This window comes from Paenibacillus sp. FSL R7-0312, from assembly GCF_038004445.1.
Taxonomy (GTDB): Bacteria; Bacillota; Bacilli; order Paenibacillales; family Paenibacillaceae; genus Paenibacillus_AQ.
Window position 1 is genome coordinate 707,089 of sequence record NZ_JBBORE010000001.1, and the last position, 24,854, is coordinate 731,942.

27 protein-coding genes and 1 riboswitch are annotated in these 24,854 nt (G+C 46.0%); of the genes, 9 read left to right on the plus strand and 18 right to left on the minus strand.

All coding sequences use genetic code 11. The features are described from left to right. The first annotated feature begins 114 nt into the window (after nt 1-114). Nucleotides 115-1,017 carry a CHAD domain-containing protein gene (locus MKX70_RS02965; protein WP_042232273.1) on the plus strand — a complete coding sequence of 301 codons (903 nt, stop codon included), beginning with the start codon at nt 115-117 and terminating at the stop codon, nt 1,015-1,017. Nucleotides 1,018-1,196: 179 nt separating this feature from the next. Here the strand turns inward: MKX70_RS02965 and MKX70_RS02970 are convergent, their stop codons facing one another. The 4 genes from MKX70_RS02970 to MKX70_RS02985 form a co-directional block, all read right to left on the minus strand. Further along, nucleotides 1,197-1,538: a thioredoxin family protein gene (locus tag MKX70_RS02970; protein ID WP_042232270.1), complete on the minus strand. Its 342-nt coding sequence runs from the start codon at nt 1,536-1,538 to the stop codon at nt 1,197-1,199. Between the two features lie 62 nt (nt 1,539-1,600). Further along, a complete protein-coding gene (locus MKX70_RS02975) occupies nt 1,601-1,966 on the minus strand; it encodes a MerR family transcriptional regulator (RefSeq protein WP_042232267.1) in 366 nt (121 codons plus the stop codon). 137 nt (nt 1,967-2,103) lie between these two features. Then, nucleotides 2,104-2,739 (minus strand): ThuA domain-containing protein, encoded by a 636-nt coding sequence (locus MKX70_RS02980; RefSeq protein WP_340839535.1) that lies wholly within the window; start codon nt 2,737-2,739, stop codon nt 2,104-2,106. Nucleotides 2,740-2,812: 73 nt separating this feature from the next. Further along, nucleotides 2,813-3,535, minus strand: coding sequence for an SDR family NAD(P)-dependent oxidoreductase (locus MKX70_RS02985; RefSeq protein WP_042232263.1), 723 nt, complete (start codon nt 3,533-3,535; stop codon nt 2,813-2,815). 233 nt (nt 3,536-3,768) lie between these two features. Here MKX70_RS02985 and ytxJ point away from each other — a divergent pair, with 233 nt between their 5' ends. From ytxJ to MKX70_RS03000, 3 genes are all read left to right on the plus strand, one after another. Further along, the gene (ytxJ, locus tag MKX70_RS02990; protein ID WP_039306673.1) at nt 3,769-4,095 is read left to right on the plus strand and encodes a bacillithiol system redox-active protein YtxJ; all 327 of its coding nucleotides are present in this window, start codon (nt 3,769-3,771) and stop codon (nt 4,093-4,095) included. Then, nucleotides 4,092-4,334, plus strand: a complete 243-nt coding sequence (locus tag MKX70_RS02995) for a glutaredoxin family protein (protein ID WP_042232260.1) — start codon at nt 4,092-4,094, stop codon at nt 4,332-4,334. Before ytxJ ends, MKX70_RS02995 begins: the two co-directional genes overlap by 4 nt. Nucleotides 4,335-5,033: 699 nt before the next feature. Next, nucleotides 5,034-5,201, plus strand: a riboswitch (cyclic di-AMP (ydaO/yuaA leader). A gap of 176 nt (nt 5,202-5,377) precedes the next feature. Next, entirely contained in the window at nt 5,378-5,821 is a 444-nt protein-coding gene (locus tag MKX70_RS03000; RefSeq protein ID WP_042232257.1) for a hypothetical protein, read from the plus strand. Nucleotides 5,822-6,323: 502 nt separating this feature from the next. On the opposite strand, the gene MKX70_RS03005 is transcribed toward MKX70_RS03000, so the two are convergent. The 5 genes from MKX70_RS03005 to MKX70_RS03025 all read right to left on the minus strand — a co-directional run bounded on the left by MKX70_RS03005 (nt 6,324) and on the right by MKX70_RS03025 (nt 11,427). Continuing rightward, on the minus strand, nt 6,324-6,512 hold the full coding sequence (locus MKX70_RS03005; RefSeq protein WP_042210345.1) for a hypothetical protein: 189 nt from the start codon (nt 6,510-6,512) through the stop codon (nt 6,324-6,326). A 517-nt stretch (nt 6,513-7,029) separates the two neighbouring features. After that, nucleotides 7,030-7,227: a hypothetical protein gene (locus tag MKX70_RS03010; RefSeq protein WP_042232253.1), complete on the minus strand. Its 198-nt coding sequence runs from the start codon at nt 7,225-7,227 to the stop codon at nt 7,030-7,032. Between the two features lie 257 nt (nt 7,228-7,484). Further along, nucleotides 7,485-8,348, minus strand: a complete 864-nt coding sequence (locus MKX70_RS03015) for a hypothetical protein (protein ID WP_042232251.1) — start codon at nt 8,346-8,348, stop codon at nt 7,485-7,487. Nucleotides 8,349-8,671: 323 nt separating this feature from the next. Continuing rightward, entirely contained in the window at nt 8,672-10,207 is a 1,536-nt protein-coding gene (locus MKX70_RS03020) for a tetratricopeptide repeat protein (RefSeq protein WP_042232247.1), read from the minus strand. Nucleotides 10,208-10,390: 183 nt separating this feature from the next. Next, nucleotides 10,391-11,427, minus strand: a protein-coding gene (locus MKX70_RS03025) for an IS630 family transposase (RefSeq protein ID WP_269322090.1) whose coding sequence is annotated in 2 segments (ribosomal slippage) — nt 10,391-10,927 and nt 10,930-11,427 — 1,035 coding nt in all. Because the reading frame shifts where the segments join, the coding sequence is not laid out codon by codon here. 129 nt (nt 11,428-11,556) lie between these two features. Here MKX70_RS03025 and MKX70_RS03030 point away from each other — a divergent pair. Together MKX70_RS03030 and MKX70_RS03035 are read left to right on the plus strand one after the other, a co-directional pair. Next, nucleotides 11,557-12,114, plus strand: a complete 558-nt coding sequence (locus MKX70_RS03030) for a papain-like cysteine protease family protein (protein ID WP_081956353.1) — start codon at nt 11,557-11,559, stop codon at nt 12,112-12,114. Nucleotides 12,115-12,254: 140 nt separating this feature from the next. Continuing rightward, nucleotides 12,255-13,034: a hypothetical protein gene (locus MKX70_RS03035; RefSeq protein WP_042232241.1), complete on the plus strand. Its 780-nt coding sequence runs from the start codon at nt 12,255-12,257 to the stop codon at nt 13,032-13,034. A gap of 1 nt (nt 13,035) precedes the next feature. Here MKX70_RS03035 and MKX70_RS03040 read toward each other — a convergent pair whose 3' ends face one another. Both MKX70_RS03040 and MKX70_RS03045 read right to left on the minus strand, forming a co-directional pair. Continuing rightward, complete coding sequence (locus tag MKX70_RS03040; protein ID WP_042241427.1) at nt 13,036-14,388, minus strand: IS4 family transposase; 1,353 nt, start codon at nt 14,386-14,388, stop codon at nt 13,036-13,038. 215 nt (nt 14,389-14,603) lie between these two features. Further along, complete coding sequence (locus MKX70_RS03045; protein WP_042232239.1) at nt 14,604-15,062, minus strand: hypothetical protein; 459 nt, start codon at nt 15,060-15,062, stop codon at nt 14,604-14,606. Nucleotides 15,063-15,354: 292 nt separating this feature from the next. Between MKX70_RS03045 and MKX70_RS03050 the strand changes: the two genes are divergently transcribed. Then, nucleotides 15,355-15,984: a class I SAM-dependent methyltransferase gene (locus tag MKX70_RS03050; protein ID WP_042232237.1), complete on the plus strand. Its 630-nt coding sequence runs from the start codon at nt 15,355-15,357 to the stop codon at nt 15,982-15,984. Between the two features lie 76 nt (nt 15,985-16,060). Here the strand turns inward: MKX70_RS03050 and MKX70_RS03055 are convergent, their stop codons facing one another. The 7 genes from MKX70_RS03055 to MKX70_RS03085 all read right to left on the minus strand — a co-directional run bounded on the left by MKX70_RS03055 (nt 16,061) and on the right by MKX70_RS03085 (nt 22,187). Next, nucleotides 16,061-16,255, minus strand: coding sequence for a hypothetical protein (locus MKX70_RS03055; protein WP_042232235.1), 195 nt, complete (start codon nt 16,253-16,255; stop codon nt 16,061-16,063). A gap of 13 nt (nt 16,256-16,268) precedes the next feature. Next, nucleotides 16,269-17,558, minus strand: a complete 1,290-nt coding sequence (locus MKX70_RS03060; protein ID WP_042232232.1) for an ABC transporter permease — start codon at nt 17,556-17,558, stop codon at nt 16,269-16,271. Further along, the gene (locus MKX70_RS03065) at nt 17,551-18,453 is read right to left on the minus strand and encodes an ABC transporter ATP-binding protein (RefSeq protein WP_042232230.1); all 903 of its coding nucleotides are present in this window, start codon (nt 18,451-18,453) and stop codon (nt 17,551-17,553) included. The genes MKX70_RS03060 and MKX70_RS03065 overlap by 8 nt, the downstream gene beginning before the upstream one ends. Nucleotides 18,454-18,456: 3 nt before the next feature. Beyond that, nucleotides 18,457-19,386 carry an ATP-binding cassette domain-containing protein gene (locus MKX70_RS03070; protein WP_042241425.1) on the minus strand — a complete coding sequence of 310 codons (930 nt, stop codon included), beginning with the start codon at nt 19,384-19,386 and terminating at the stop codon, nt 18,457-18,459. A gap of 14 nt (nt 19,387-19,400) precedes the next feature. Beyond that, a complete protein-coding gene (locus tag MKX70_RS03075; protein WP_042241422.1) occupies nt 19,401-19,796 on the minus strand; it encodes a GntR family transcriptional regulator in 396 nt (131 codons plus the stop codon). Nucleotides 19,797-19,850: 54 nt separating this feature from the next. Further along, entirely contained in the window at nt 19,851-20,579 is a 729-nt protein-coding gene (locus MKX70_RS03080) for a hypothetical protein (RefSeq protein ID WP_340839537.1), read from the minus strand. A gap of 642 nt (nt 20,580-21,221) precedes the next feature. Next, nucleotides 21,222-22,187 carry a tyrosine-type recombinase/integrase gene (locus MKX70_RS03085; protein ID WP_042232226.1) on the minus strand — a complete coding sequence of 322 codons (966 nt, stop codon included), beginning with the start codon at nt 22,185-22,187 and terminating at the stop codon, nt 21,222-21,224. Between the two features lie 205 nt (nt 22,188-22,392). Between MKX70_RS03085 and MKX70_RS03090 the strand changes: the two genes are divergently transcribed. Both MKX70_RS03090 and MKX70_RS03095 read left to right on the plus strand, forming a co-directional pair. Then, complete coding sequence (locus MKX70_RS03090; protein ID WP_042232224.1) at nt 22,393-22,821, plus strand: chemotaxis protein CheW; 429 nt, start codon at nt 22,393-22,395, stop codon at nt 22,819-22,821. 29 nt (nt 22,822-22,850) lie between these two features. Next, nucleotides 22,851-24,848 (plus strand): chemotaxis protein CheA, encoded by a 1,998-nt coding sequence (locus MKX70_RS03095; protein ID WP_042232222.1) that lies wholly within the window; start codon nt 22,851-22,853, stop codon nt 24,846-24,848. The last annotated feature ends 6 nt before the right edge of the window (nt 24,849-24,854 follow it).

Genomic DNA, 24,854 nt, shown 5'->3' on the forward strand with positions numbered 1-24,854 from the left:
CTGTATTTGAAATGGCGGCTGGAACCCGTTATCCTTAGAGGGTAAGAAGATAATCCCAGCCATAAGAATCGTGTTGAAGCTCATGCTATACACAACCCTTAGGAGTGATGCCGCATGACAACCGAACAACTGACAAAGGACAGGCAAGTAAGCAAGGCCAGACAATGGGAGCAGGCAATGAACAAGCTGTATATCAACTTCCGGGACTACAGCCAAGATGTGCTGAAGGGCTTCGGAGATGAAGATATTCATCAGGCCAGAGTCAACAGCCGCAAGCTTCTGACGCTCCTGTCCATTCTTGATCCGGGCCATTCGGCTACGGAAGAGTTGTACAGCACCTTCAAGCAGGCACAGAAGAAGCTCGGCAAGGTACGGGACGCAGATGTACTGATCGCATCGTTCAAGGAACGGCGCAAGGCCGCCAAAGAGGCGGGCGATGTCAAAACCGCCGAACTGCTCACAGCAGTAATCGAACACCAGAAGGCCAAGCGGAAGATATTCCGCAAGAAGCTGGAGGAAGGGCTCCCGAAGCTGTCCGGCAAAGCTCTTGATGCACAGTGGACCCCTTTTATCGATACACAGCTGGAGCCGCTCGCCGCCAAAAAAGATGCCAATGTGGTCATGCGCGAGCTTGAGGTCGCTTTTGAGCAGAAGAAAAAAGCCTGCAAGACCCTGTTCAAGGGGCCTGAGGCTGAATCGAAGGAAGCCTTCGAAGCTCTTCATGAGCTGCGGATTGCCGCCAAGCATCTGCGCTATACCGCTAACGCGGCCGCTTTTGCGCTGAATCAGAAATTCCATGCCCACGAGGCCATCTACAAGGATATTCAGGAGCAGCTCGGGGTGATTAATGATAAGCGGGTGTGGCTCGAAACACTGAATTCCATTGGACGTGAAGAGCTGGATGTCGGCAAAAAAACATGGGCGGCATTCACCGAAAGTCTGCGCGCAGAGGTACTGGAAGCATTGCACCAGAATGAGGTTGTCCCTGTTGTTCCTGCAGCAGAGAGCACGAAATAACGGCATTATATATATTTCCGGTAAATACAAAGGCAGAACGCTGCATGATCCTCATGCGGCATCCTGCCTTAATTCTTGGGCTGCGGGTGCCAGGAAACGCTGCCTGGGAAGAATCGCGGGCCTGTGCTCCACGATATCGGCGGCAAAGCGGCGCTACCGCCCCTCCCCGTTACAATACCTTAAAGAGTGCCGCGTACCACTCCGGCAACTTTGTTCAACACACCCTGATATACGGATTTTGGCCGCAGGCCGACCAGCTTCTCCACAGGTTGACCTCCGCTGTATACGATCACTGTCGGCATGCTCATTACACCGGCTTCCGATGCAAGCTCCGGCAGTTCATCACAGTCCACCTTAATCATACTTACGTCATCCCCGTATTCGGCATTCAGCTCTTCCAGAATCGGCAGCAGGGTTCTGCAGGGCGGACACCAGGACGCACCGTAATCCACCAGCACGGTTCCGCCGGCCTTCAGCTGTTCACGTACAGCTCCGGCGTTATCGGCAATTATCATAGCCATCTTAAGCCCTCCTTCAAAATTTAACATTCATTATTCACAGAAACAACTTCAATCGATCCGCCTTATTCCGCTTCATTCTGCTGCTCTTGCAGAATTGAAGCCATCCGCTCCTGCAGGTTCAGCTTGATCTGATTCAGCTCAATCAGCTGACGTTCAATCTCTTCCAGCTTGCTGCGGTACAGCGGCATCACTTCTGCACAGAACGCCTCTTTATTCTTCAGAACACAGTGCAGGAATCCGGCAATCTCTTCTGTCGACAAGCCAAGATTCAAATACAGCTTAATTGTCTCCACCGTATCCACGGCAAGCGGAGAGTATTCACGGTACCCGTTGTCCTGGCGCAGCGGTTTGATCAGTCCCTGACGCTCATAATATCGCAATGAACGGACGCTTACGCCCGTAAGTGTGGCTAATTCACCTATTTTCATGGTATTCTCCCCGGGGTTCATGAGAAATGGTCTGCCCTCAGTATAAACCCTGACACTAGTGTCAGGGTCAAGGTGTTTTTTTAGAATAAACAAAAGAAACCAGCCTAAGCATAACTTAAGCTGGTCGCCACATTATCTTACAGCAGTCCGGCTGCCCATAACCCGCCTCTGCGGATCATCCGGCGGAACGGCTCTACCGAGAAGGAAGGCAGATGATGGCCGGGCATCAGGTAGACTACCCGCCCTTGTCCGAATTCATGGCACCAGGCCGCCTGCCGCATCGCCCCTCCATGGGGATATTCTGCGAGAATGGTTGATTCGAAGTATGGCACCTGCTCAAAATAGTACGGCTCATCCTCAATCACAAAGTCATTGATACCCTGCATAATCGGATGCTCCCGGTTGGGAATCGTCATATGAAGCGCGGTATAGTCCGGATGATGGGTGAAATGGGCGCCCAGCATTACGCCGAGCTCCTGATTGCGCTGCAGGGAGATTCCGTTGTGCACTACGAGCAGCCCCCCGCCGCCAGCCACATAAGACAGCAGGGCACCGCTCTGCGCAGCGGATAATTTCTCATCAGAGAATTCAGTATAGGAGACCACCAGCTTGCAGTCCGACAATTGTTCCTTGTTCATCAGCCCGTAATCCTCAGTCGAAGCCACCTGAAATTCCGGTTCCAGCAGCTGCTCAATCTCGCGGTCAACTCCGGCGAACGGATGGTACTTAACCTCGGTATAGCTGCCAAACGCAAGTGCTTTGAAGGAAGTCATTGCATTCACACCTCTCTTGTTACAAAGTTAATCTATAATTTATTAGTCCATTATTTCATATATTGCGCTGCTGTTACCAGGGCCAGTGATTGCCGTCCAGATCGATGTAAACCGGTTCCTCGCCCAGATACTTCTTATGCTCCTGAACAATATTCATGATCTTATAGGCCGACTCCTCCGGAGTTGTCACCGCTTTCAAATCCTTCTCTCCGTATATGCAAGACTGCAACCACCCGGGATGGAAGACCATGACCTGTCCGCCCAGCATACGCAGATGGTTGTGCATCAGCGAGGACTGCATATTCAGCGCCGCCTTCGACATGCAATAGCCGTACATATTAATCCTTTTATTCCGGCTGATACTGCCGGCCTCTGAGGAGATGTTAATAATCAGACGCTGTTTGCTCTGCAGCAGCAATCCCATGAGCGCATTGCTCACTCTGAGCGCACCGAGTGTGTTCACATTATAGAGCTGCGCCATGGCCTCATCATCCATATCCACGAGTATTGTTGCTTTGTCTGCGCGGTGGATAATACCGGCATTGTTGATAATAATATCGATATGGCCCGTACTGCCGGCAATACTCCGTGCTGCTTCCTTCACACTCTCTGCGCTGCCGATATCAAGAGGGACCAGCATCAGCATGTCCTGGTATTGCGCTTGCAAAACTCCCAAAGCCTCCGATTCTGCTAAATACTGGCCAGCAAAAACTGTGTACTTATTCTCCAGAAGAAAGCGTACCATGTAAAACCCGAGCCCGCGGTCAGCACCGGTAACAAAAGCGACCCTTTTCATGAATTGCACACCCCTCATACCTGCTTATTTATGCGCAGAGCGTTACTGCATCTCTCACACATTAGCATGGCATTTAGCCTTTAACAACATCCCCCAAGGGAGGAGGGGATAAGCCTGCTGAACATTCTTTTGCTTTAATTTTGAACTATGTTACAATCAAGAATAATAGTTGTTAACAACACAATTGTTGACAAGATGCTTTCAAAATTCTATTCCAGAAAGGTGATCCTCTGATGTCTATTCAACAAATCCATACACTGGATGAACTGCAACAATACGTAGGGCAACCCGGCAAAAAATTGCTCTTCAAGCACAGCACCACCTGCCCGATCAGCGCCAAAGCAAATGAGGAGTTCCAGGCCTATACACAGAATTCCGACACGCCTGCCGCCATTGTACATGTTATCGAAGACCGTCCGGTTTCCAATCAGATTGCCGAGGATTTCGGGATTAAGCATGAATCGCCGCAGATTTTCCTGCTGGAGGATGGTGAGGTCCGCTGGAACACTTCCCACTGGAAAATCACCCGTGGCGCCATCAAGGAAGCTGTGGAGCAATGAGCCAGAACGTAATCATCTATTCCACATCCGGCTGCAGCGACTGCAATCAGGTGAAGCAGCTGCTTGAGAGCAAAGGCATTCCCTTCGAAGTCAGAGATGTGATGACCAGTACTGTCTATCAGGAAGAAGTCGAGAAGCTGGGCTTCATGGGTGTTCCAGTCACCGTATCCGGAGACCGGGCTGTCAAGGGCTTCAATCTTCCTGAGCTTCAGGAGCTTATTGAAGCAGCTGGTCATTAATAAGCTTACCCGTATGCAAAAAGGTGCCGCCCTCCCAGCAGGGCCGGCACCTTTTTAGGGTTCAAAATTATTCTGCCGGGAAAAAACTCCGTCATAGCTTCACTCCGTTTCCACACCGCCGGGCGAAGGCATCCACCGATGACGGTTCCAGCAGATCCAGCGCCTCTTTATTGACAGTCTGCCCTTACAGAATCAAATGATAATCCCTGGAGTATGGTCCAAGTCAAGCATTCGGAAAGCGGGAATTAGGCCCTCCGGGATGTATCGTTTGCAGGGCTAGAACGGAAGCATTTTCGTAAAATCAGACTCTAATTCAGGGACAATTTGTAAACCGCCATAATTACCCTAATAACACAATCACGAATCTATTTGCCTGACGGGTAACGCATACAATAACATTTATCTCCCGTTATCTCCCGATTACTCACTAATACACCATTTTTCAAAAATCCATTATCGACGGTATTTCCGTCTAACGCATTAATATTTCCGGAGTTCCCCTGCCACTGCCTCCCAAAAATAAAAAACGGCGATTGAGCGAGATAAACGGATGATAACCGGCCACATATATGGTTTTAGTCTCCAATATTCCTTGCGAAGCAGCAATTTATTGCAAATCCGGCGCAGAAGCACTCTTTTCCATTTTTACAAAGACAATCCTAAAAGGGTATGATTCGTGTTGAAAGTTAACAGCGATAATGTGAATGCACGCTGAATTTCCGCCAAGCGGAAAACGGGGGAACCATCAGGCCGCAGGCCTACTTGGGGTGAATCCGAAGGAGACTTCAATTGCGCAGTCTCAAAAGGTAGGGCGACTCTCACCGTCCGAATCCGACAGCTAACCCCGTAAGCGTAAAGAGAGAGATCTTGATCCGCCACGATTTTGCCCCAGGCTTCTTACGCCTGTAACAAAACCGCAGCAGAGGTCCTCCTCTGTCTGCGGTTTTTTGCGCACTTATTCCGGCGGATCAGCATTTCGGCAAACCAATCAGCTATATATCCAAACAATAAAATCGCCCACATTCAGGAAGGAACGTGTCCACATGCCAGACCCATTATCGACCAAGGCAGCTGCCGCTGCCGGATTCACCGGCTATATTGAGCAATACAGCGGAACCGTATATGCACTTAGCTGTCTTCTGCTGGAGAAGGGCACCCGCGCCGATCAAGCCACAACTGCCACATTCGCGGCACTCTTTGAGCCTTGGCTAAAGGGTAGCATCCAATCGGACTTCTCCCTTGCCGCCTACAGGGAATGCATCCGGCAATGCTCGCTGGTTGCTCAAGACCGCGGCCGCTGCTCTTCTGCCTTGCTCACCTGGGAGGATCAGATTGCCAGCGCCTTATGGTACGGCATCCAGCTGCCGCTGCCCGAGATCAGCCTCATCCTGCAGCGAAGCGTTCCTGAGCTGAAAGCGCAGCTCAGAGAGATTCGCGAACATATGGCTGCTGCGCGGCCAGCTGTCCCGCGTCCGTCGGCGGGATAGGGAAAGCTGCTGGGGCCTGCACCAATAGACTCAGGCAGGCTGCTGCGATCTATGCGGACTGTAGATCCGTTATTTCGTCCGGTCAGGCCATTCAGCGATCCATGCGGACTCAGAGGACCTTAACTAACCCGTTTCGCCTCATTTTGAGCTCCATCGAACAATATAAGCGCTCCTGAGTCCGCAACGAGCAAAAAAGCAGGCTTTTTCACAAAATAAGGTCCTCTCAGTCCGCGTAGCACTACGTATGGGAGAATTCCGCTGACGGCAAGCTAATAAGTTCTCATTCCCTTAAGGCTCCAGGTTACGCTCACTGAAGCTCCCAACTTATACACATGCACGCCTTTGGCAATGTACATTTGCCTGACAATAACGAAAAGCCGCAGCTTCCGCCACGGCTCTCTATTTGCTCTCGTGCCAGCGCTTAAAACACTAACACTTGTATTGAATTCACTAACCAACCCATACCCTGTTCTTGCCTATGCTGTCTGCTCCATTCCAGAAATCAGCGCTTGCCCTTGCCGCCCTTAGCGAACCGCCAAAAAGCCATGCAGCATCCGAGCAGCCCGACGCCCAGCAAGATGGTCTGCAGTGCTCCCAGCCAGGTTGATTTGTCCGACGGGATCAGACTGCTGATAATGATCAGCAGGATGGAGACCGCGACCAGCACGGGGGTTTGTCTACTTTTTTTCACGAAAAATCACCACTCCTAATTACTAATATTACTAAGGTACACTATCTGCGGGGTTTTAACCAGTTTGGGGGGGTTGTGATCACTCTATAGAACAGCATTATTCATAAGCCCAATCCGGTTGATTCGCTAAATCACTTACATGCAACTAATTAATAACATCCTATCCCCCGCTTCACATAAGTCTATCTGTTTAGATACGAGGATTAACAATAACATTGCAAATCAGTTTTATCGTGGATATAATATGTCTGTAATAACTATTTAGTGAAATTAAAGGAGACCGGGCTATGACGGAGTTTTGGGAAACAAGCTTCATAGAAAAACAAACGAGACCTGATGCGCCTCGGATAGATTCCGGTACCGCATCGCCTGCCTTGCCTGCTCCAGCAGTTCGGGCACTTGGCTGAGTGCTCCGGCCTGACCGGAGACCATAATCGTTACATTCAGCTTGAGGATTCCGCCCAGCGACGAGATCAGCTCCTGAGCGAAAGCAAGCAGCCTTGCCTATATCCACAAATTATTTCATGCTCTTAAATCCCTTATTCTTAAGGAACATCGAGACGGCCAGCGCCAATACGATGATCCCGCCCCCTGTCATGAATCCCTTAAAATATATACGCACTTCAGATCCGTTAGACGGGGTTATCAGACTTAGCATAATGAGCATCAGACCCGAGAATACCATCATCACGAATTCCTGTTTCTTTTTATCCATTCTAAACACTCCCCAAAAGGTAAGTAGTACTTTGTTTATCTTTGGACTGTGAGCAGCCATTATAGATCGGACAAAAAGACGCCGAAAAGGATGCTTTTTTAATACCCAAATCAGACTATCGACAACTTGAAATCAGATAAGGCGTGTTTTTATCATGTATAAATCAGATTTATTCAGAAGGCATTATTCTATGCTTAAAATAAGCATCTTACACCATTAAATCAATATGTTAGACATCTTAATTCATTTTCAATCCACTAACTAAAAACTGCGACGAATTGGCTCATAGATAAAACCTTTGTTTTAATTTCAAATGCATCATATAAGAACTTAATTTTTTTCAATGTTTTTTTATCTTCAGAAATAAAATATTCTGCACCCATACCCCAGAATGCATGATTCTCATCTCGAAGAATGTTATCTAATGTATTTTTTTCAGTAATGCCTTCTTTAAACAAAGGGTGAAAGTCTAGCAGCATGTAGCCATTGCTGAGCAACAATCCAATAGGTAACGGTTCCTTTGAATTCATTTTAGACCATTGAATAACAGCATCCTTCCATCCTGCTTTCAATTTTTCTATATCAGAAACATCTAATAAATCAAGAATAGGCGACATATATTTAAGCAGGTAACTATACTCCATATTATTCCGATCTGTGCTTTCTTTAACAAATTCCATTACCCTATCACGTAGATTTTTGTATGAATCTACAGATGAAAAAAAATTAGTGAGTAATTGGTTTAGAGTGTTCTTCTCATTGTTATCTGCTTGTTTAAGTATTTCTTGTTTAAATAATCTGACTGGTGATATCTTTGAAAGTATTATGCGGCTTAACTCTTCGCTCCAACCAATCACCCAACCGTCAGTAATTTTCTCGAGAAACTCCAAATCTCCTTGAACTTCCATTTCATATTCAGGTTTAAATCGGTTTATTCTATCATTAATATGCGCGAGGCTAAAAGGGAGCCTATATTTTTTTTTACTTATTTTACGAACAATCTCTCCGAACTCCATATCTAAAGCTAGCTTGTTTGCTCTCGGATTTTTTATATACTTGACTACATTCCAGTCTATATAGACATAGGGTGAATGCAAGTCAATTTCTTGGTTAATTTCCATTATATACACCGACCTTAACTATAATTTCCTCATACTGCGATATATTTTTTTGTATTTCAACACTAATTGGTCAATTCGTTAAAATAGTCAACTATATAGATTGAACTTGTGATTTCACTATTTAGGGATGGGCCGTGACTCCAGAGAATGTTTGGACTTCCGGCCGCTGTTATCTACAGATTTCTTTTATTCGTACCGCTGTTCGCGGTGGAAATCCGCAGACAAAGGCGGACGCTTCCGCTCCTACAGTTCCAAAATCCCCTTACACCACTTTTCCCTTTTTGTATATTTTCAAGTTCAATCTACATAGAAGTTGAAGTTAATTATTTTTCTGGAGTTCCAGATAAGTTTCCTATAGCTGTTTCAATTGAGTTTCTAAACTTATCACTTGTACAGAATTTTAACGCTTCTTGATAAATCGCTAGTGCATTAGTTTGATCACCAAGTGCAGTTAATACTTGAGCTTTGTGATTAAGAAAAGTAGTTCTGAACCGTTCTTCAGATTTTTTAATTATATCAATTGCAGTATTAATCTCTAATAGAGCATTACCTAAATCAGATAGATCATATAATGACAGAGAGTATCGATGGTGCCAAAAGCTATTGTCTCTATCTTTAATTGGTACCTCTTCTAATTTACTTATTGCAAGTGAAGGTAACGCTAATAATTGGTACAACTCGCAAATCTGGGTCTTTTGAAAGCTATTTGTTTTGAACATTTTTTCAAAGAATATTTTTGATGATTCAAACGCACTTTGGCCTTTCTCAGAATTCAAACCTTCGACTTGCCTATAACATTTGCCAAGCTCCTTGTATAATTGGCCTGATAAAAACAACATATAATCAGTAGATGACTCTTCAGAAGGTTCTGGTATCATCTCCATAATCTTAATAAATCTTGTCGGATCATGGTAAGATATTGTCTTGCCAATCTCAGTGATAACTTGATACGGTTGCGTGAATCCCCAAATAGAAGACATAGATATCGCTTCTTCAAAAAGAGTTCCGTTAAATAAATATTCGTCAATAACTTCTTTAAACTCAGTTTTTTTAAGTTCATTAAAAGCCGCAAGTACAATGGATATACTTACCTGCTGACGATTTTCATCAAAGGATTTAAAGATGTCTATTAAATGTTCTTTTGCTTCTTCAGTCTTTGTAGTATAAGTTATTTTTAACAATTGCAATTTACTATGAAATGGTTTGGGGACATTTTCAATTACTTGACGAAAATATTCCTCTGCTTTATCAGTATCTTTGACAAAAACATAAAACTTTCCTCTATGGTGCATTAGTTCATATTTAACTTCATTACTCAACCCTTTAATTCCCATCAATTGTTCTAGGAAAGGTAACTGTTCTTCAGCAAATTTAATACCTTCATCAGTACTTCTCCATTTTCTAAGCCTATGAATATATTCAATGCAATCAATAAAAGCTAATATTTGAAAGTAATCCTCTTGATTGAAATTGTATTCTGAACCAAGAAACTTGTGAATATTGATTTTTTCAAGTGTTTCTACTAGAGCTTCTAATTCTAAATGTTCAAGTGAAACATAAATTAAGGCAAACTCATCCGGATATTTTTTGGTCATATTAATTAATTTTTCTTTATGAAGATGCAATGTTCTAAAATAAAAGTAATCTTTTTTTATTAAATGCTCTTTAAAAAAAGCAATAAACTGTGATTCAAAATAATCCGAATAATCTATATGACTAGCTTTTAGAGAAATGCATTGATATATTAAATCATGGACTTTTAATCCATTTATTCCATTGTCACTTATTAAATCTCGGATCTTCAGTTTATTCAAACCGATTTTTGATATTAATTTAATAAGTAACGCTTCGCTAATCACTTGATTATCAAGCCATTTGATAGCAGCAATTTCACGGTTTATTGACTTTAAATGACGCTCAAATAACCTATCTAAAAAAATCTGTCCGTTGCTATCCTCGTAATGAGGGAATTGAAGTGTATCTTGTTCAATTTCCTCCCAACTAACTCCATCAAATCTAACTATATAAATTGAATTAAAGAATTACACATTTATACACAATCGATCAATCACTTCCATTGGATTCTGGTTTATGCGTTTCATAAAACTGCTGACAGCGGTTCGAATTTTGTATGTTTTATCGTAAAAAACGTTGTGGATGACATCACTTTTTAACCATTTCCAGAGTCCCTCAATGGGATTGAGATTAGGAGAATATTTGGGCAAAAACACAAACTCTAGCCGGGGTTCATCCTGTAGAAAACGTTCAATGGAAGCTGCTTTATGAATACGACCATTGTCCAGTACCATAACGATTTGCCCGGTAGGATATTCGGTGAGAAGTGAGTTCAAGAAGTGTTCGAACGCCTTTGCATCGTATGATTCGCTTTCTTGGTAAAACACTTTACCCGTTGCATAATCCAGTGTTCCAAAGAGCTTCGCGCCCTCATGCTTGCCATAGGTTTTAATCTTTCGTTGTTGCCCCCGAGGAAACCAATTGTACTGCAGGGATTGGTAGGCTCGAATCATGGATTCATCTTCAAAGAGCAAATGGGCGATTTGTCCGTCCATGAGCTTTTTTTTAAAGTGATTGCGGTCTTCTCCCGAAACCTTTGTTGCTCTTCTGGATTCGCAGCCGTCAAGGTATACGTTGCTTTCGTGTAACTGAATCCAAGTCGATGCAAAAGCAAAGATAGACCACGCTCGCTAAAAGTTTGATCGAATTCACGCTCAATATAGCCAATAACAAGTTTCAAGGTCCATGTGTATTTCGCATCAAATCCAACGTCAGCCGGACGTTTGTTGGTAAGCACTTTGGTGAGTTGGTCCGTCTGTGTTTTCGTCAGTTTTGGAGGTTTACCCGGTGAATGCTCCATCGCCAATGCATCCAGTCCACCATCCCGATATTTATGCAGATAGCCACCTATAGTTTTTCGCGTACGATGAAGAGTCTTTGATATTTGTTCAAGGGTCTGTCCTTCCAATCGAAGGCGAACTGCAAGAAAACGCTCGTACATTCGCTTATCTGTTGTCTGTTTCATCGCTTGTTCCACTGCTTCAATTTCTGTCTGAACTTGCATTTCCTTCACGTCCTTTTCAAATCGTCTTACTTTTTATTACCCGATTTTGGACATGAAGGTTAATTTGGGTATTTCTTTAGATCATTTTATATAGCTATATTTTTACACTAAAATAAAGGTGGGGAAAAAATGTCTCGTAAAAGAAAACTATTATTAGTCTTGCCGTGTTTATTACTTTCTCTCTCGTTATTTGCATCTAGCGCTTCTGCTTATATTAATTACAGATACAACTCTGTGACAGCACAAGTTCAACAAAAAACTTTATGGTGCTGGGCAGCAGTTTCAAGTATGCTTGGTAATTATCTTGGTGCTACACCGACACAATCGCAAATTGTTACCTACATTTATGGATCTCCAGTTGACCAGACAGGTACTGTTACCGATATGAAAAATGCATTAGCCAACTGGAATGTATCTTCGACTGCATTGCTCACAACAATTTCTTTTGGAGATATTATTTACAATATTGATAGAAATATGAATATGAACGCTGCAATTGGCTATCATGGTGGAGGTGGACATGCATTACTCATCAGAGGATATTACCAAGATACGAGTAATTCAACACAAACAGTATATTACATTGATCCTTTTAATGGATCTTATAATACCATGTCCTATAGTAGTTTTTCATATAATAGCAATTGGTATTGGGGTAATACTTTAACTGCAGTTTATATAAATTAAATTCTTAATTCTTCTCAAAACAACAAAACATCCATTTCGTTCTTATTTTTATGCATTTAGAATACTCTATAATAAATTCATTACCAGTTGAGTCTTTCTACAAAAGAATGTAATTAAATAAAATCAAGGAGGTTTAATTAATGAAAAAGAAAATGGTTTTTTCTTTTTATATTATCTTCAATCTTTTGCTATTTAACTTAAATAACTTCATATTTGCTGACTCTTTTGAAATGACTCCCAATAATGAAATTAAAGCTAGTATAGAAAATGAATTCAAACAAAAGTATCTCGATTCTTTAAATTCAGTGAAATCAGAATATGGGCTTCAAGAGGAAGAAAATTTTGAAAACGCACAATTAAGTTCGGGGGTTGCTTACTACAAAATATCTGATGATGCGAATAAAAGTGATTTAGTATTTGCAGGCTATTTATTTTCAATAAAAATAAATGATCGAGATGCTGGAACAATTTATTCAAATAATGATTCAGGTTCGTGGCAGATCTTTAATATCACTAATAAAGTGAATTTTGAGCAATCTTTAATAGCGGCTGAATCTGCTCTTATAAAAGGAGAAAATGTTAAACTTGTTAGTGACACTAGATATGGTATAGATGCTTTATATATTGAGGGAGAAACAGGGGAGCGTATATTAGATTTAAATAGTGATAACTCTAATTTTCAAAAATCCACTGAAAATAATACTATATCAAAATCAACTTTTGATGAAAAAATAAAAAATATTAAAGAAGAACGGGCTGCTACACCTAATGAAGAAGGAGTAATTCAGATGGGGTCAAGTCAAGTTGGTTTCACTAAATCTGAGGACACCTCTAATAACCTTCCATTAATTTTATTCATCTCTGGCATTATTGTATTTCTCCCCATCTTATTCATTTTAAAGAAGAAAAATAATAATTAACTCAACTTTCGCAGCCCAAATCTCCAAACAAACCCTTGATATAGCTGGGTAAACTAGAGATCCAATCTTGTAGTTGACAAAAAACAGCTGTTTTGTTCTTCTTGGTTTTGGCCTCTGACATTTCGAGAAATAAACTCATGAGTTGCTGAAGCGCGGTCTGGAAGTCCAGATCGCGAACTTCATCTGCAAAGAGGAAAAAGAGTCCTCCCAGTGTCCGGTCATCACTCGATTGACGCCGTTCGTATTCCATTGCCAAATAACGGCTGAACACAATCGTTGTGTGACTGATCAATTGGTCGAAGGAACGGCCTTGAAATTCGGTACCCAGTTTCAAATAGCTTTTGGTGACTTTGAAAAAGGTCTCTATACTCCAGCGCATACCGTAGATTCGTACAATTTCAGCAGCATCCAACGTTACGTCTGTACTTAAAATCGCCAGCCATTCCCGTTTTTTATTCCGGTTACGGACAAAAACAAGCTTCACGGGCAGATCACAGGTCGTGTGTACGATGACGGAGCCTTTGATGTCTTTTGAATTGGACTTCGGAAGGCTTTGAAAAACTTCACTTAGCGTCATTCGCTTGCCTTGAACCAGATAGCGCTGTTTCATTTCCTTGACCATACCAATCACAGCGAAGCCTTTGCCTGTGAGCTGACGAAGCAGTGGAGCTTGCGTAAACCAGCTATCCATGAGTACGTAATCGGCGGTGAATCCTGCACGTAAAGCCCGTTCCAGCAAGGCAACAACGGCATCCGGCTTCCGAGAAAAGGCCTCCATTCGACGTTTGTACCCGTTGCTGCGTTTCGAGAGATTCGAAGCCATTTCGCACAACCAATTGGCCAGTTTAGCTGAAGACAGCATGGCAAAGTCAAGCGGAGCGAAGCTAAAACCGTCCGACCAGCCCAGGGTTAGCATGGTGTAACCTTTGGTAAATTTGCCCGTGGAATGGTCAAAGACTCGTGCCAGTAACTCTGCTTTTTTGCTCCGGTTTCGGCTCAAAACGGAATCGTCGATGATGAACACTCGTACACGCGTAGATGAAATAAGCGATTCGAAACCCTGCACGGTGCGAAGACTTAAGGTTTGCAAAAAGCGCCGCCACGCAAAAGAAGCTTGATTCAAAAATCGATAGATGACATCTTTGCCGGGAAGATCTGCTCTACGGTCACTTTCCAGAAGTCGAAACCAGTTCTTTCCTTCGAAGACCAAAGAGAAAACGATTTGAAAAACCGCTAGACTCGAAAGACCAAAGGATTTGGAAATGCCTGCGTGCCGTAAGGCTTTCCCGATGTGGAGCGAAGCAAAAAGTTTGGAAAAGCGAGACTGTTCAGACAGGGAATGTTGTTGTACCATAGTGTTACGCACCTTTCTTGTTGGCATGGTTGATTCGACACTTCCATGATACCAAACAAGAAGGTGTTTTTTGTCAATAGAGACCAATATATTGAATCCTTCTTACGCCCTCAACGGTTTATGACAATATTCCAGGTGCGAAAGTTGAGTTACTAATATTACTAAGGTACACTATCTGCGGGGGTTTAACCAGTTTGGGGTGATTTGTGATCACTCTATAGAACAGCATTATTCATAAGCCCGATAACAAGTATTGCTTCTTCCTTATAGCCTTCAAGATTATCTAGCGCCACCCATTCCGGGTCATCTTTTCTATACTGATAGAATCTTACAACCACATCTCCTCCGTCGGGCTGACAGCTCAGTATGATAATAAATTGCTTGCCGCTATAGTCCTCTTGCAGTTTCCGTGTCCACTGATCCATTATTTTCATGCCACTTGCAAAATCACTTAGATGCACATGGTTAATAGATGCTTCTAATTCAGTTCTGTCTAGGTATATTGTTTCTTTGACTGTTTTTAAAGTTCCAAGTTCCGTGGTATCTATCAAAATACAATGATCCCATTCCGTAAAATTAGGACTCGCTCTCTCCAAGGCTACATGGATTGAAGGTGGCACATTTTCAAGTAAATAACGCATCGCCTTATTTGTCTTCTTGCTTCTCCTCATCAATACCGGTCATCCACCTTCCATACCCCATCCATTTTAATTATTGAATAGACAGCGGAATCATCACTCCCGTTATCCCAGGACCTGTCCACCATCACTTCATATTCATCAGTGTTTATTTACAGATCCTTCATTTCATCTATCGCCTTAGTTTCCGAGTTATCTATAATATCCGCCCGCTTCACAAAAGTCTATCTGTTTAGATACGAGGATTAACAATAACATTGCAAATCGATTCCATTGTAGATATAATGTATCTTCAATAACTATTTAGTGAATTAAAGGAGACCGGGCTATGACGGAGTTTTGGGAAGCAAGCTTCATAGAAAAACAAACGATGTGGGGATTTGAACCTTCTGACTCGGCCATCCTAACCAAGGATTTTTTCCTTGAAAAGAATGTTAAAGACATCCTGGTTCCCGGCATTGGATATGGCAGAAATGCAAAGGTTTTTATGGACAATGGAATAGAAGTTACTGGTATTGAAATTTCGCAAACAGCGATTGACCTGGCGAGGCAGAGCGGGCTGGATATGAATATTTTTCACGGCTCGGTAACCGATATGCCATTTGATAACAAGCTCTATGACGGTATATTCTGCTATGCCCTGATTCACTTATTGGATCAGCGTGAGCGGGAGAAGTTCATTCAGGATTGTTATAATCAGCTGAAGCCGGGTGGATATATGGTCTTTACAACGGTATCCAAAAAAGCTCCAATGTACGGTAAGGGTGTCCAACTGGATACAGACTATTTCGAGATCATGGACCGAGTGAAAATGTTTTTTTATGATGCTGACTCCATTCAACAGGACTTTGCCAATTATGGCCTGGTCGAGAGTTCAGAAATAGATGAGCCCGGTAAGAATATGAAAAACAAACCTTTCATAAACTTCTTAATTGTAAAATGTAAAAAAGAAGGATAGAGCCCACCAAGCTCACTGTCTGCATACGTAGAAAAAGCCCACCCGCCTCCTCCGGCGAATGGGCCTTGATCTATTTTTACTGGCTGCGCTTCTGATATCTGCCAAAGGCTATGATGGTCACCACCATACCCACAATGCCTATACCCGTTAGCATCCCTTGCGTGAAATCCATCAGGTTACTTCCGTTAGAATCGAGCATTCGGGCCGCTGTTAGGGAAAGAAAAGAAGCTGCAAATAGTAATCCGGCGTTTTGTTGGTGTTTTTTATCCATTAGTTCCCGCTCCTTAGATCTTATAAGCCTTCATCGCTTTTCTAATCTCCTTAATACTAGGACGCTTGCCGTACATCAGGACGCCGGTGCGATAAATCTTGGCGGCGAGCCAGCCGAAGACGAAGGTCGTTGCCAGCAGGATGGCCAGCGAGACTATGATCTCCCAAACGGCCACATGGCCAACGCCGATCCGCAGCAGCAAGCTGAGTGAAGAGGTGAATGGAACGAAGCTTGCTACCTTAACCAGCAGGGTATCCGGGTTCGAGATGCTGAACAGCGGCAGGTAGAAGCTGACGAAGCCGAGCATCAGCACAGGCATAATCGCCTGCCCCAGATCTTCTGTCCGGCTGACAATCGAACCTACAGCTGCATACATCAGGGCATACAGGAAGTAACCCAGGATATACAGGATAAATCCATACACCAGAATGCCGGCATTCAGCTGTCCCAGATCCAGATTAAAGTCAGTCAGTATACTGGAATTGTGCGGAAGCATCAGGTTGACAGCGATGCTGGCAGATATAATGGCGATCTGCAGCAGGCCGACGAGGAAGATCCCGATGACCTTGCCGAACATCTGTGTTAAGGGTGATGCGCTGGTGATCAGAATCTCCATGATACGCGAGCTTTTCTCCGAGGTAATCTCAGCGGCGATCATGTTGCCTGTCATCATCACGGACATGAAGAACAGCATCAGCAGGACGTAGACGACAACATAGTTAATGACCGGCTTGGCATCCCCTTCTTCTGCACCGGACGCTGCTGCATCGGCATTCAGCTGTTCAGTGCCAATGGAGACCGGAGCGAATATCGCGGCTACCTGGCTCTCCGTCAGCTTATCGCCAACAATAAGTCCGGTATTCACCTGCTGCAAAGCAGTTTGAAGATAACTCTGCACTTTGTCGCTGATATCCCCGTCTTTGCTATGATACGTTACCGGCGGTACCCCCTCACTGCCTTCTGAAGCAAAGGTGAGATACCCCTCAACTTTCTCGTCCTCCAGCCCTTGCTTCAGCGCTGCATCATCTGCGGAGGTATAAGCTGTGAATTCGACTTGAGCATCTGTTTCAGCCGGTGGTGTATACGCCAGAAGCAGTTCGGCAGGGCGGAAGCCCTGCTCGGCAACCACTCCGATTTGCGTAGCTTCCTTAGCACCGTCTTCTCCCTTAAATACTTTGATCAAATAAGGAATATTCATCCCGATACTCAGCAGGAGCACCAGAATTAATGTTGTAATCATGAAGGACTTGGTTCTTACCTTATTCTTGAATGTGAAGCCTATAATACTCCCCATCTTATTCATTAGATTCACCCACCGCTCTGATAAAGATTTGGTTTAGCGTCGGTTCCTTAATCTCGAAATGCTCTACCTCGCCTTGAGCCATTGCCAGCTGCAGAATACGCTGCGCTGCGCCAATCTCGCTGATGGACAACAGATACCCGCGTTCCTGGCGCTGCACTGCAGTGACTCCGGCAATCTCCGCAAGCCCGTTCACATCCCCGGCCGTACGCAGTAAGACTTCTTCGCGCGGATACCCCTTCTTGATTTCACGGATATCCCCCTGCACTACAGTGTTAGAGCGGTCAAGAATCGTAATATTGCGGCATAATTCTTCTACATGCTCCATCCGGTGGGTGGAGAAAAGAATACTTGTGCCCTGATCACGCATCTCCCGGACCGTATCCTTCAGCAGCTCCACATTCACCGGATCGAGGCCGCTGAAGGCTTCATCCAGAATCAGAATCTTCGGCTTATGGACGACGGCAGCAACGAAGCCCATCTTCTGCTGATTGCCCTTGGACAATTCTTCAATCTTCTTATTGTAGTATTCCGGAACATCGAACCGGTCCAGCCAGTAGCGCAGGCTCTTATCCGCCTCACTTGCGGGCATCCCGCGCAGCCGCGCCAGATAGATAATCTGATCGCTTACTTTGACCTTCGGATATAGGCCCCGCTCCTCTGGAAGATAGCCCATCAGATGCTGAAGCTCCGTACTATACGGCTTGCCGTTATAGAGGATACTGCCTTCATCTGGATAGATCAACCCCAGCACCATGCGCATAGTCGTCGTTTTGCCGGCGCCGTTTGCACCCAGCAGACCGTAAATTTCGCCTTGTTCCACCTTCAGACTGATTCCGTTGACTGCTGTTTTATCACCGTACTGCTTCACTACCTGCTCCAAATGCAAAGCTTCCATTCGTTATTCCCCTCTCTTCTGGTCGATCAGAACCGGACGATGTCCCCGGGTCCACAAGCTTAGGATTTCATCCAGCTCCAGGCTGCGGCTCTTGATAACCTTTACGCCCAAATCATGAATGCGTTTCTCATATTGAAAGATTTGCTGGGTCAAAAATGAAGCCACTCCCGGAGTTTCCAGCTTAAGCTCCAGCGCCTGCGGCAGCTCTGCTGCCAGTTCTTCCAGCGCCTGTCCGCCTTCTGCCTGAACCCATATTTCACTCCAGGAGCCGAACAAGCTGTCTTTCTCGGCCATTCCCAGCAGCTGCCCCTGATGCATCAGGACAATGTAATCCGCCAGCCGCCGCACCTCTTCCACAATGTGGGTCGAGATCACGATGGTGGCCTCATGCTCATCCATGTACCGCTGCAGAGTCTCAATCATAATCTTCCAGGCAAAAGGGTCAAGGCCGGAAGACGGCTCATCCAGCAGCAGCAGCCGGGGCTTCGCAGCCAGGGCCGCGGCAATCTCGAATTTGCGGCGTTCACCCTTGGACATCTTGCCCAGCCTGGCATTCTCCGGCACCTCCAGCTTCAGGAGCAGCTCCTCGTAATAGCCTTGGTCCCAGGCAGGATACCAGTGTCGGCGGAATCCGGCAGCCTCGCTGGCTGTCCAGAAATTCTCTTCATTCTGCGAGATCTCCGGTACATAAGCGATAGTCTGGCGGAGCTGGAGCGGCAGCCCGTCACGGTAGGCTTCCTCAAACCAGCGGATCTCACCTTCCTCTGGAAAAGTCAGCTGCAGCAGCATGTGCAGCAGCGTGCTTTTGCCGGAGCCGTTCTGACCCACCAGCGCAGTAATGTAACCCTGCGGCAGATTAACATTAAGCGGCCCTACCGTCTTGCCCCTCCGCTTCTTGCACACATTCCGTAGTTCTATGGCTTGCTGTACCATGAGATCCCCGTCCTTCATTCCTGTTTCCCGTATTTGTCCTGCACAATTTCCTTGAACAGCTGTGTCAGCTCATCTTCACTGCAATGTACGGACAGCCCCACATCCACTGCACTCTCCAGCGCTTTGCGGATGGCGTCCTGCTTATAGCCTGCCATGGTTCCGTCGCCTACATGGGAGACGAAGGTGCCCGTTCCCTGTCTTGTGCGCAGCAGCCCTTCATTCTCCAGATCCTGATAGACCCGCCGGACGGTAATCACACTGCACTTCAGGTCACCTGCAAATTCACGGATGGAAGGAAGCAGGGTTCCCTCCGTGATCGTGCCAGAGATAATCAGCGATTTCAGCTGGGTTTCGATCTGATGATACAGCGGCTCTGCGCTGTTCTCATTTATCTGTATGGGTATCCACATCATACGCACCTGCCTTCCAAGCTCCGGCATGCCGGACTAACGCTTTGCCCCGTTTCATACGAGATCACGGCTCTTCAGCCGGTGAATCGTCCACCGGGAGAACAACTGCACCGATACAATGCCGAGCAGCAGTGAACCCCACATCAGCGGAGACAACAGCCCCCACTCCTTGGAGACAGCCACACTTGCTAGCAGCAGATTCCCTCCGGCCAGATAGACCAGTCCAGCAATGCCTATGGCCAGAAACATGATGATGATCATAATCAGGAAATATGCTTTGCCGCTGACCGAGAACTCGATAAAAATGTATATTCCGGCAATAACCAGACCGCATCCAATCCAGGTAAGGGCGAATGCGAGGTACATGGTGACCGGCAGCTCGCTGCGTATATTGGCGCCGATCGTATAGATTAAACCAAAGTACAGTGTGCTGTTCAGGATAAAGGCAAACAGCGTATTCAGTTTTCTTTTGCAGAGAATGACCTCAGCAGGTACCGGCAGGGAACGCATATACGCCAGCATCCGGGTATAGGTATCATCCGCCAAATATTTCATGTTCCTCCGGGAGAAGGTAATGCCCAGCATAGTAATTATGGTGACCAGTAAAACATCGCTCAGCAGCCTCCCCTCGCCCCGGTCCATCGCATCATCCAATACCATTCCGGCCAGTGCGGCCATATACCCCATGAATACGACGGCGAACAGCAGCGCCCACAGCAGCTTCAGCCTGTCACCGCGGAAATCGCTGCGCACGATGAACCAGGCATTCTTTAATGTTGTCATAATCTCTAACCTCGCTTTGTGAGTTCATCAGCGGCAGGCGGCAGTAGATTCACACGGTTCAGTGTGCTTCTCTCTGTGCTTACTGTATATATCTATATACACAGTATATGACCTGTGATTTCCGGTGTCAACCCAAAGTACATCGATAATTCGAACTTTTCATCTCCAGGTCAGGAAAGCTCCCCATAAGCAAATAACCCCCATATAGGGGGTTGGCGTTTGAAAAGATTCACTGTGTTCATTCTGTGGGACAAACGGATGTGCTTCATGGATGCAGTAGAATAAATTTAGTTTTTTCACCCATCATACACATTATTAACCATATTATACATTAAATATTTATGTATGACTTGACGAATTGTGTCGTACAATATCACTTATGCGACATTTTTCACCAAAAATAAGAATAACCCTTCACATTTACGCATAACGAAGCAGCAATGCGTTAATTATAGGCCATTTCTTAACTTCTGTATAGAAACTTCCCGGATAAAACTCTCTCCAACCGATCCGCTTTTAAGTTGATTCCACCTGCAAATCGCTTGAATTCTCCGTAGAATAAACCTTCTATGCTTTGACGGACGGCTTCAAGGACAAAATTCAGTCCTGCCCGTGTTCCTGCACATTTTGTCAAACCTTGTCTTATTGAATAAAATTCCGCAGGCTGTCCTCCACAAAATCCGGGGCGGCCTTTTGAATTTGCTGAACCGTGTGGAGATAACGCTGAGTGGTATTGATGTGGGAATGTCCCAGCGATTCCTGTACCTGTTGAAGCGAGGCCCCTTGCAGCAACGCCAGTGTGGCACTGGTATGGCGCAGCCAGTGCGGAGTAGCCTTTTTCTCAATGGAGCTTGACTCTCCGGCTGTCTTGATGATCCGCTCAACCTGTCTTGAGGATAACGGAAACATCCGAAGCTCCGCATCAGCACTCCCCTTCACATCAGGGGCACCGGGTAATTGAGAGTACAGACGCCAAAGCATTGGCGGCACTTTGATTTCTCTGCGCTTGCCGCCCTTGGCATTCGCGACCGTCAGCCAGACAGAGGCCTCCAGAGGATCCGTATGGAAATCGCCCCATTTCATCGCTGTCAGCTCAGATACGCGGAGTCCCAGCATCACCAGTGTCAGCCCGATCAGGTAATTGCGCAGGCTCTGCTTCTGAAGCTCCCCCAGCAAATTCCCCACTTCTCTTTTGGTCAGGAAATTCTTCCGGCTTGTTATTGAAATTTTGGGAATGCGCACGCTTAAGGTGGGATTGGCTGCAAAGATGCCGATATGCTGATCACTACCCCATTTATAAAATGACTTCAAAGGCGCAAGAAATGCGGCAATACTTGCCGGAGCCAGTTGCTTCGGATAGCTGTAGCCTCCCTGGGTCAGAAAGAATTTATACGCCTCTATCTCCCTCCAGGTCACTTCCCGTAAGGGCGTACCCGTTATATATTTACGAAAGTCAGCAATGGCCCTCCTGTAATTACGTTCTGTATTGGTATTGGCGCAGCAGGTTACCACAAACATCTGAACAATCTGATCATCACTGATATTGCCCGCACCCGAGTAAACCAAACTTAACTGGGCGCTGCTCATTTCTGCCTGTTTTATTGTCATTTCACTGCTCCTCCATGTATAAAAATGTCGCATAAGTGATATTGTACGACATCTTTCCGGTAATTTGTCTTTTTACGACATGCGATCTTGAATACCGGGCACTGCAGGAGCAGCAGGATTATCGATTGTGAAGAAAAGGGGGTAGGAATCCGTACCCAAGGAGCAGCTGCGTACAAGCAATTATTAGAGAAGCCGGAGGTAAAATATGGAGTCTGCCTTACAGAAGCAATATGTTGAATTCGGGGTGGATCATGAGCATTACGCCATCCCCATTTCTGATGTTCATGAAATTATTAGAATGCAGGAGATTACGGATATTCCTAACGGCCGCCATTACGTTAAAGGGATCATCAATTTGAGGGGAAAAATCGTGCCTGTGCTTAGCCTGAGGGTGCTGCTGGATATGGCAGAGCTCGACTATACCAAGCATACACGTATTCTGGTCGTCCATCACCTGGAGGACGCTGTTGGTATCATAGTCGACAAGGTGAATAAAGTGACTACATTTAACGATATTCAGCCCCCACCTGACAGCTTCTCCGGAATCAGCCCTTCCTTCTTCAACGGAGTAGGCTTCTCATCTTCGGGACTGGTCGGAATCCTCAAGCTGGATGAGATACTGCTGCGTGAGTAATCGGCGGCTACACGGAGAGAAGGTGAATTATGGTTGACTTATCAGAATACCGCGGGATTTTTCTTGAAGAACTGGAGGATCAGCTACAGCTGATCGAAGATGAAGTACTCCGGCTTGAACAGAGCGGAGAAACGGAAGCCGGAATACAGCAATTCTTCCGGGCGGCCCATACCCTGAAAGGCTCCTCTGCATCCATGGGCTATAACAGGCTGAAGGAGGTCACACATCATCTTGAGCATCTGCTTCACCAGATGAGGAACGGAGAACGGCAAGTTACGAATGAGCTGATCCGCCTGTTCTTCCAGGCGCTGGACGGAATGCGCGCACTGCAAAGTGAGATCGCCGCTAATGATCAGGAGACGACAGATGTATCCGGGCTTATTCAGAAGCTCAGCACATTTGGAGTGGAAGAACGGCAGAGACATGAACAGAAACCGTCTGTCCGGCCAAGCAGGGCCGGCATTCCTCTCCAGCCGTTCTGGCTTCATGTCTGGCTCTCTCCCGGTTGTGAAATGAAGCTGCCGCGGCTTCACCTGATCGATGCCAAGCTGCGGAGCCTCTCCACGGTCCTGCGAATGAAGCCGGAGCTGGAGGAGATCCAGGCCCATGACAACGGGATTGACGGGGCATCCTGGATGCTGTCCCCCAAAGGCAATATCCATGAGCTCCGGCAGGAGGTCCTCTCCATCATGGATGTTGAGAGTATCTACATAGAAGAATTGCCAGACAGTTCCCTGCGTCCCGCTGAATTCATGAAGCCGCCCCTCCCGGAGCCAGAGAGACAGGATCTCCTGGAAGAGCCGGAAGTACTGCCGGCTGCCTCCCAGATCGCCAAGCCGCAAACCATCCGCGTTCAGGTGGAGCGGCTGGAGAAGCTGATGAACCTCGCGGGCGAACTAGTCATTGATCAAACCCGGTTTCATCTCCTGAACCGCAGGTTCCACCAACAATATGGTGCGAATGAATTGACCGCAGAGCTCGGTCAGCTGGCTGACCATCTGGCAAGTATTACTGGTGAGCTGCAGGAGAGCATGATCAAGGTACGAATGCTGCCCCTGGAACAGCTGTTCAACCGTCTCCCGCGCATGGTCCGAGACTTGTCCGGCTCCCTGAACAAGCAGATTGAGCTGGTCATTGAAGGCAAGGAGACCGAGCTGGACCGGACACTGATTGAAGAGCTTGGTGACCCGCTTATCCATCTTTTGCGGAATGCTGTCGATCATGGTATCGAAACCCCGGAAGCCCGGCGCATCGCCGGCAAAAGCGAAACAGGAACCGTACGGATCGCCGCTTCACATGAGGATAATCAGGTCGTTCTGGTTATTGAAGACGACGGGGCCGGTATTGATTCCGAAGCGATTGCCCAATCCGCCTTAAAGAAGGGCATCATTACCGCTGAAGAGGCCCGTAACATGACTGACGATGAGGCCCTGCGCCTTATTTTCAGACCCGGCTTCTCCACAGCCAGTCAGATCAGCGATATCTCCGGCCGCGGGGTAGGAATGGATATCGTCCGGAATGACATTGAACGGATCAATGGAATGATCGATATTGAGACCACCAAAGGGCAAGGCACACGCTTTACTATCCGGCTGCCCTTGACACTCGCTATCATCCGCGGACTACTCGTACATGTCGGCTCAGCCACCTTCGTTATTCCGATGAGCAGCGTGGCCGAAATTATCCGTACAGCCCCCGGTGAGATCCGCTCTGTTCGCGGACAGCCTGTCATTACCGCACGCAATCAGCTCGTCCCGGTGGTCTGGCTGCAGGATTGCCTGGGGATACCACCGGAAGCAGACGCAAGCGAAGCTTCAGTTCCACTGATCATTCTGGGACGTGGAGAGAAAAGGCTGGCACTGGCAGTAGACGCGCTTGTTGGCAACCAGGATATTGTGATTAAATCGCTAGGCTCATACATAGGCAAAACAGACAGCATTTCAGGAGCTACCATTCTGGGGAACGGCAAAATTGCGCTTATCATAGACACGGCAAATCTGTTTGTCACAGCAGGTACTTTTGTTTAACAAATT

Excerpts from the sequence above, each read along its gene's own strand:
- MKX70_RS03055 (WP_042232235.1), bottom strand. The coding sequence starts at position 16,255 with ATGGATAAAAAACACCAACAAAACGCCGGATTACTATTTGCAGCTTCT.
- MKX70_RS02975 (WP_042232267.1), bottom strand. The coding sequence starts at position 1,966 with ATGAAAATAGGTGAATTAGCCACACTTACGGGCGTAAGCGTCCGTTCA.
- MKX70_RS03010 (WP_042232253.1), bottom strand. The coding sequence starts at position 7,227 with ATGGATAAAAAGAAACAGGAATTCGTGATGATGGTATTCTCGGGTCTG.
- MKX70_RS02995 (WP_042232260.1), top strand. The coding sequence starts at position 4,092 with ATGAGCCAGAACGTAATCATCTATTCCACATCCGGCTGCAGCGACTGC.
- MKX70_RS02970 (WP_042232270.1), bottom strand. The coding sequence starts at position 1,538 with ATGGCTATGATAATTGCCGATAACGCCGGAGCTGTACGTGAACAGCTG.
- MKX70_RS03085 (WP_042232226.1), bottom strand. The coding sequence starts at position 22,187 with ATGACAATAAAACAGGCAGAAATGAGCAGCGCCCAGTTAAGTTTGGTT.
- MKX70_RS03070 (WP_042241425.1), bottom strand. The coding sequence starts at position 19,386 with ATGGTACAGCAAGCCATAGAACTACGGAATGTGTGCAAGAAGCGGAGG.
- MKX70_RS03050 (WP_042232237.1), top strand. The coding sequence starts at position 15,355 with ATGACGGAGTTTTGGGAAGCAAGCTTCATAGAAAAACAAACGATGTGG.
- MKX70_RS02980 (WP_340839535.1), bottom strand. The coding sequence starts at position 2,739 with ATGACTTCCTTCAAAGCACTTGCGTTTGGCAGCTATACCGAGGTTAAG.
- MKX70_RS03015 (WP_042232251.1), bottom strand. The coding sequence starts at position 8,348 with ATGGAAATTAACCAAGAAATTGACTTGCATTCACCCTATGTCTATATA.
- MKX70_RS02965 (WP_042232273.1), top strand. The coding sequence starts at position 115 with ATGACAACCGAACAACTGACAAAGGACAGGCAAGTAAGCAAGGCCAGA.
- MKX70_RS03000 (WP_042232257.1), top strand. The coding sequence starts at position 5,378 with ATGCCAGACCCATTATCGACCAAGGCAGCTGCCGCTGCCGGATTCACC.
- MKX70_RS02985 (WP_042232263.1), bottom strand. The coding sequence starts at position 3,535 with ATGAAAAGGGTCGCTTTTGTTACCGGTGCTGACCGCGGGCTCGGGTTT.
- MKX70_RS03080 (WP_340839537.1), bottom strand. The coding sequence starts at position 20,579 with ATGACAACATTAAAGAATGCCTGGTTCATCGTGCGCAGCGATTTCCGC.
- MKX70_RS03035 (WP_042232241.1), top strand. The coding sequence starts at position 12,255 with ATGAAAAAGAAAATGGTTTTTTCTTTTTATATTATCTTCAATCTTTTG.
- ytxJ (WP_039306673.1), top strand. The coding sequence starts at position 3,769 with ATGTCTATTCAACAAATCCATACACTGGATGAACTGCAACAATACGTA.
- MKX70_RS03065 (WP_042232230.1), bottom strand. The coding sequence starts at position 18,453 with ATGGAAGCTTTGCATTTGGAGCAGGTAGTGAAGCAGTACGGTGATAAA.
- MKX70_RS03060 (WP_042232232.1), bottom strand. The coding sequence starts at position 17,558 with ATGAATAAGATGGGGAGTATTATAGGCTTCACATTCAAGAATAAGGTA.
- MKX70_RS03090 (WP_042232224.1), top strand. The coding sequence starts at position 22,393 with ATGGAGTCTGCCTTACAGAAGCAATATGTTGAATTCGGGGTGGATCAT.
- MKX70_RS03030 (WP_081956353.1), top strand. The coding sequence starts at position 11,557 with ATGTCTCGTAAAAGAAAACTATTATTAGTCTTGCCGTGTTTATTACTT.
- MKX70_RS03095 (WP_042232222.1), top strand. The coding sequence starts at position 22,851 with ATGGTTGACTTATCAGAATACCGCGGGATTTTTCTTGAAGAACTGGAG.
- MKX70_RS03040 (WP_042241427.1), bottom strand. The coding sequence starts at position 14,388 with ATGGTACAACAACATTCCCTGTCTGAACAGTCTCGCTTTTCCAAACTT.
- MKX70_RS03075 (WP_042241422.1), bottom strand. The coding sequence starts at position 19,796 with ATGTGGATACCCATACAGATAAATGAGAACAGCGCAGAGCCGCTGTAT.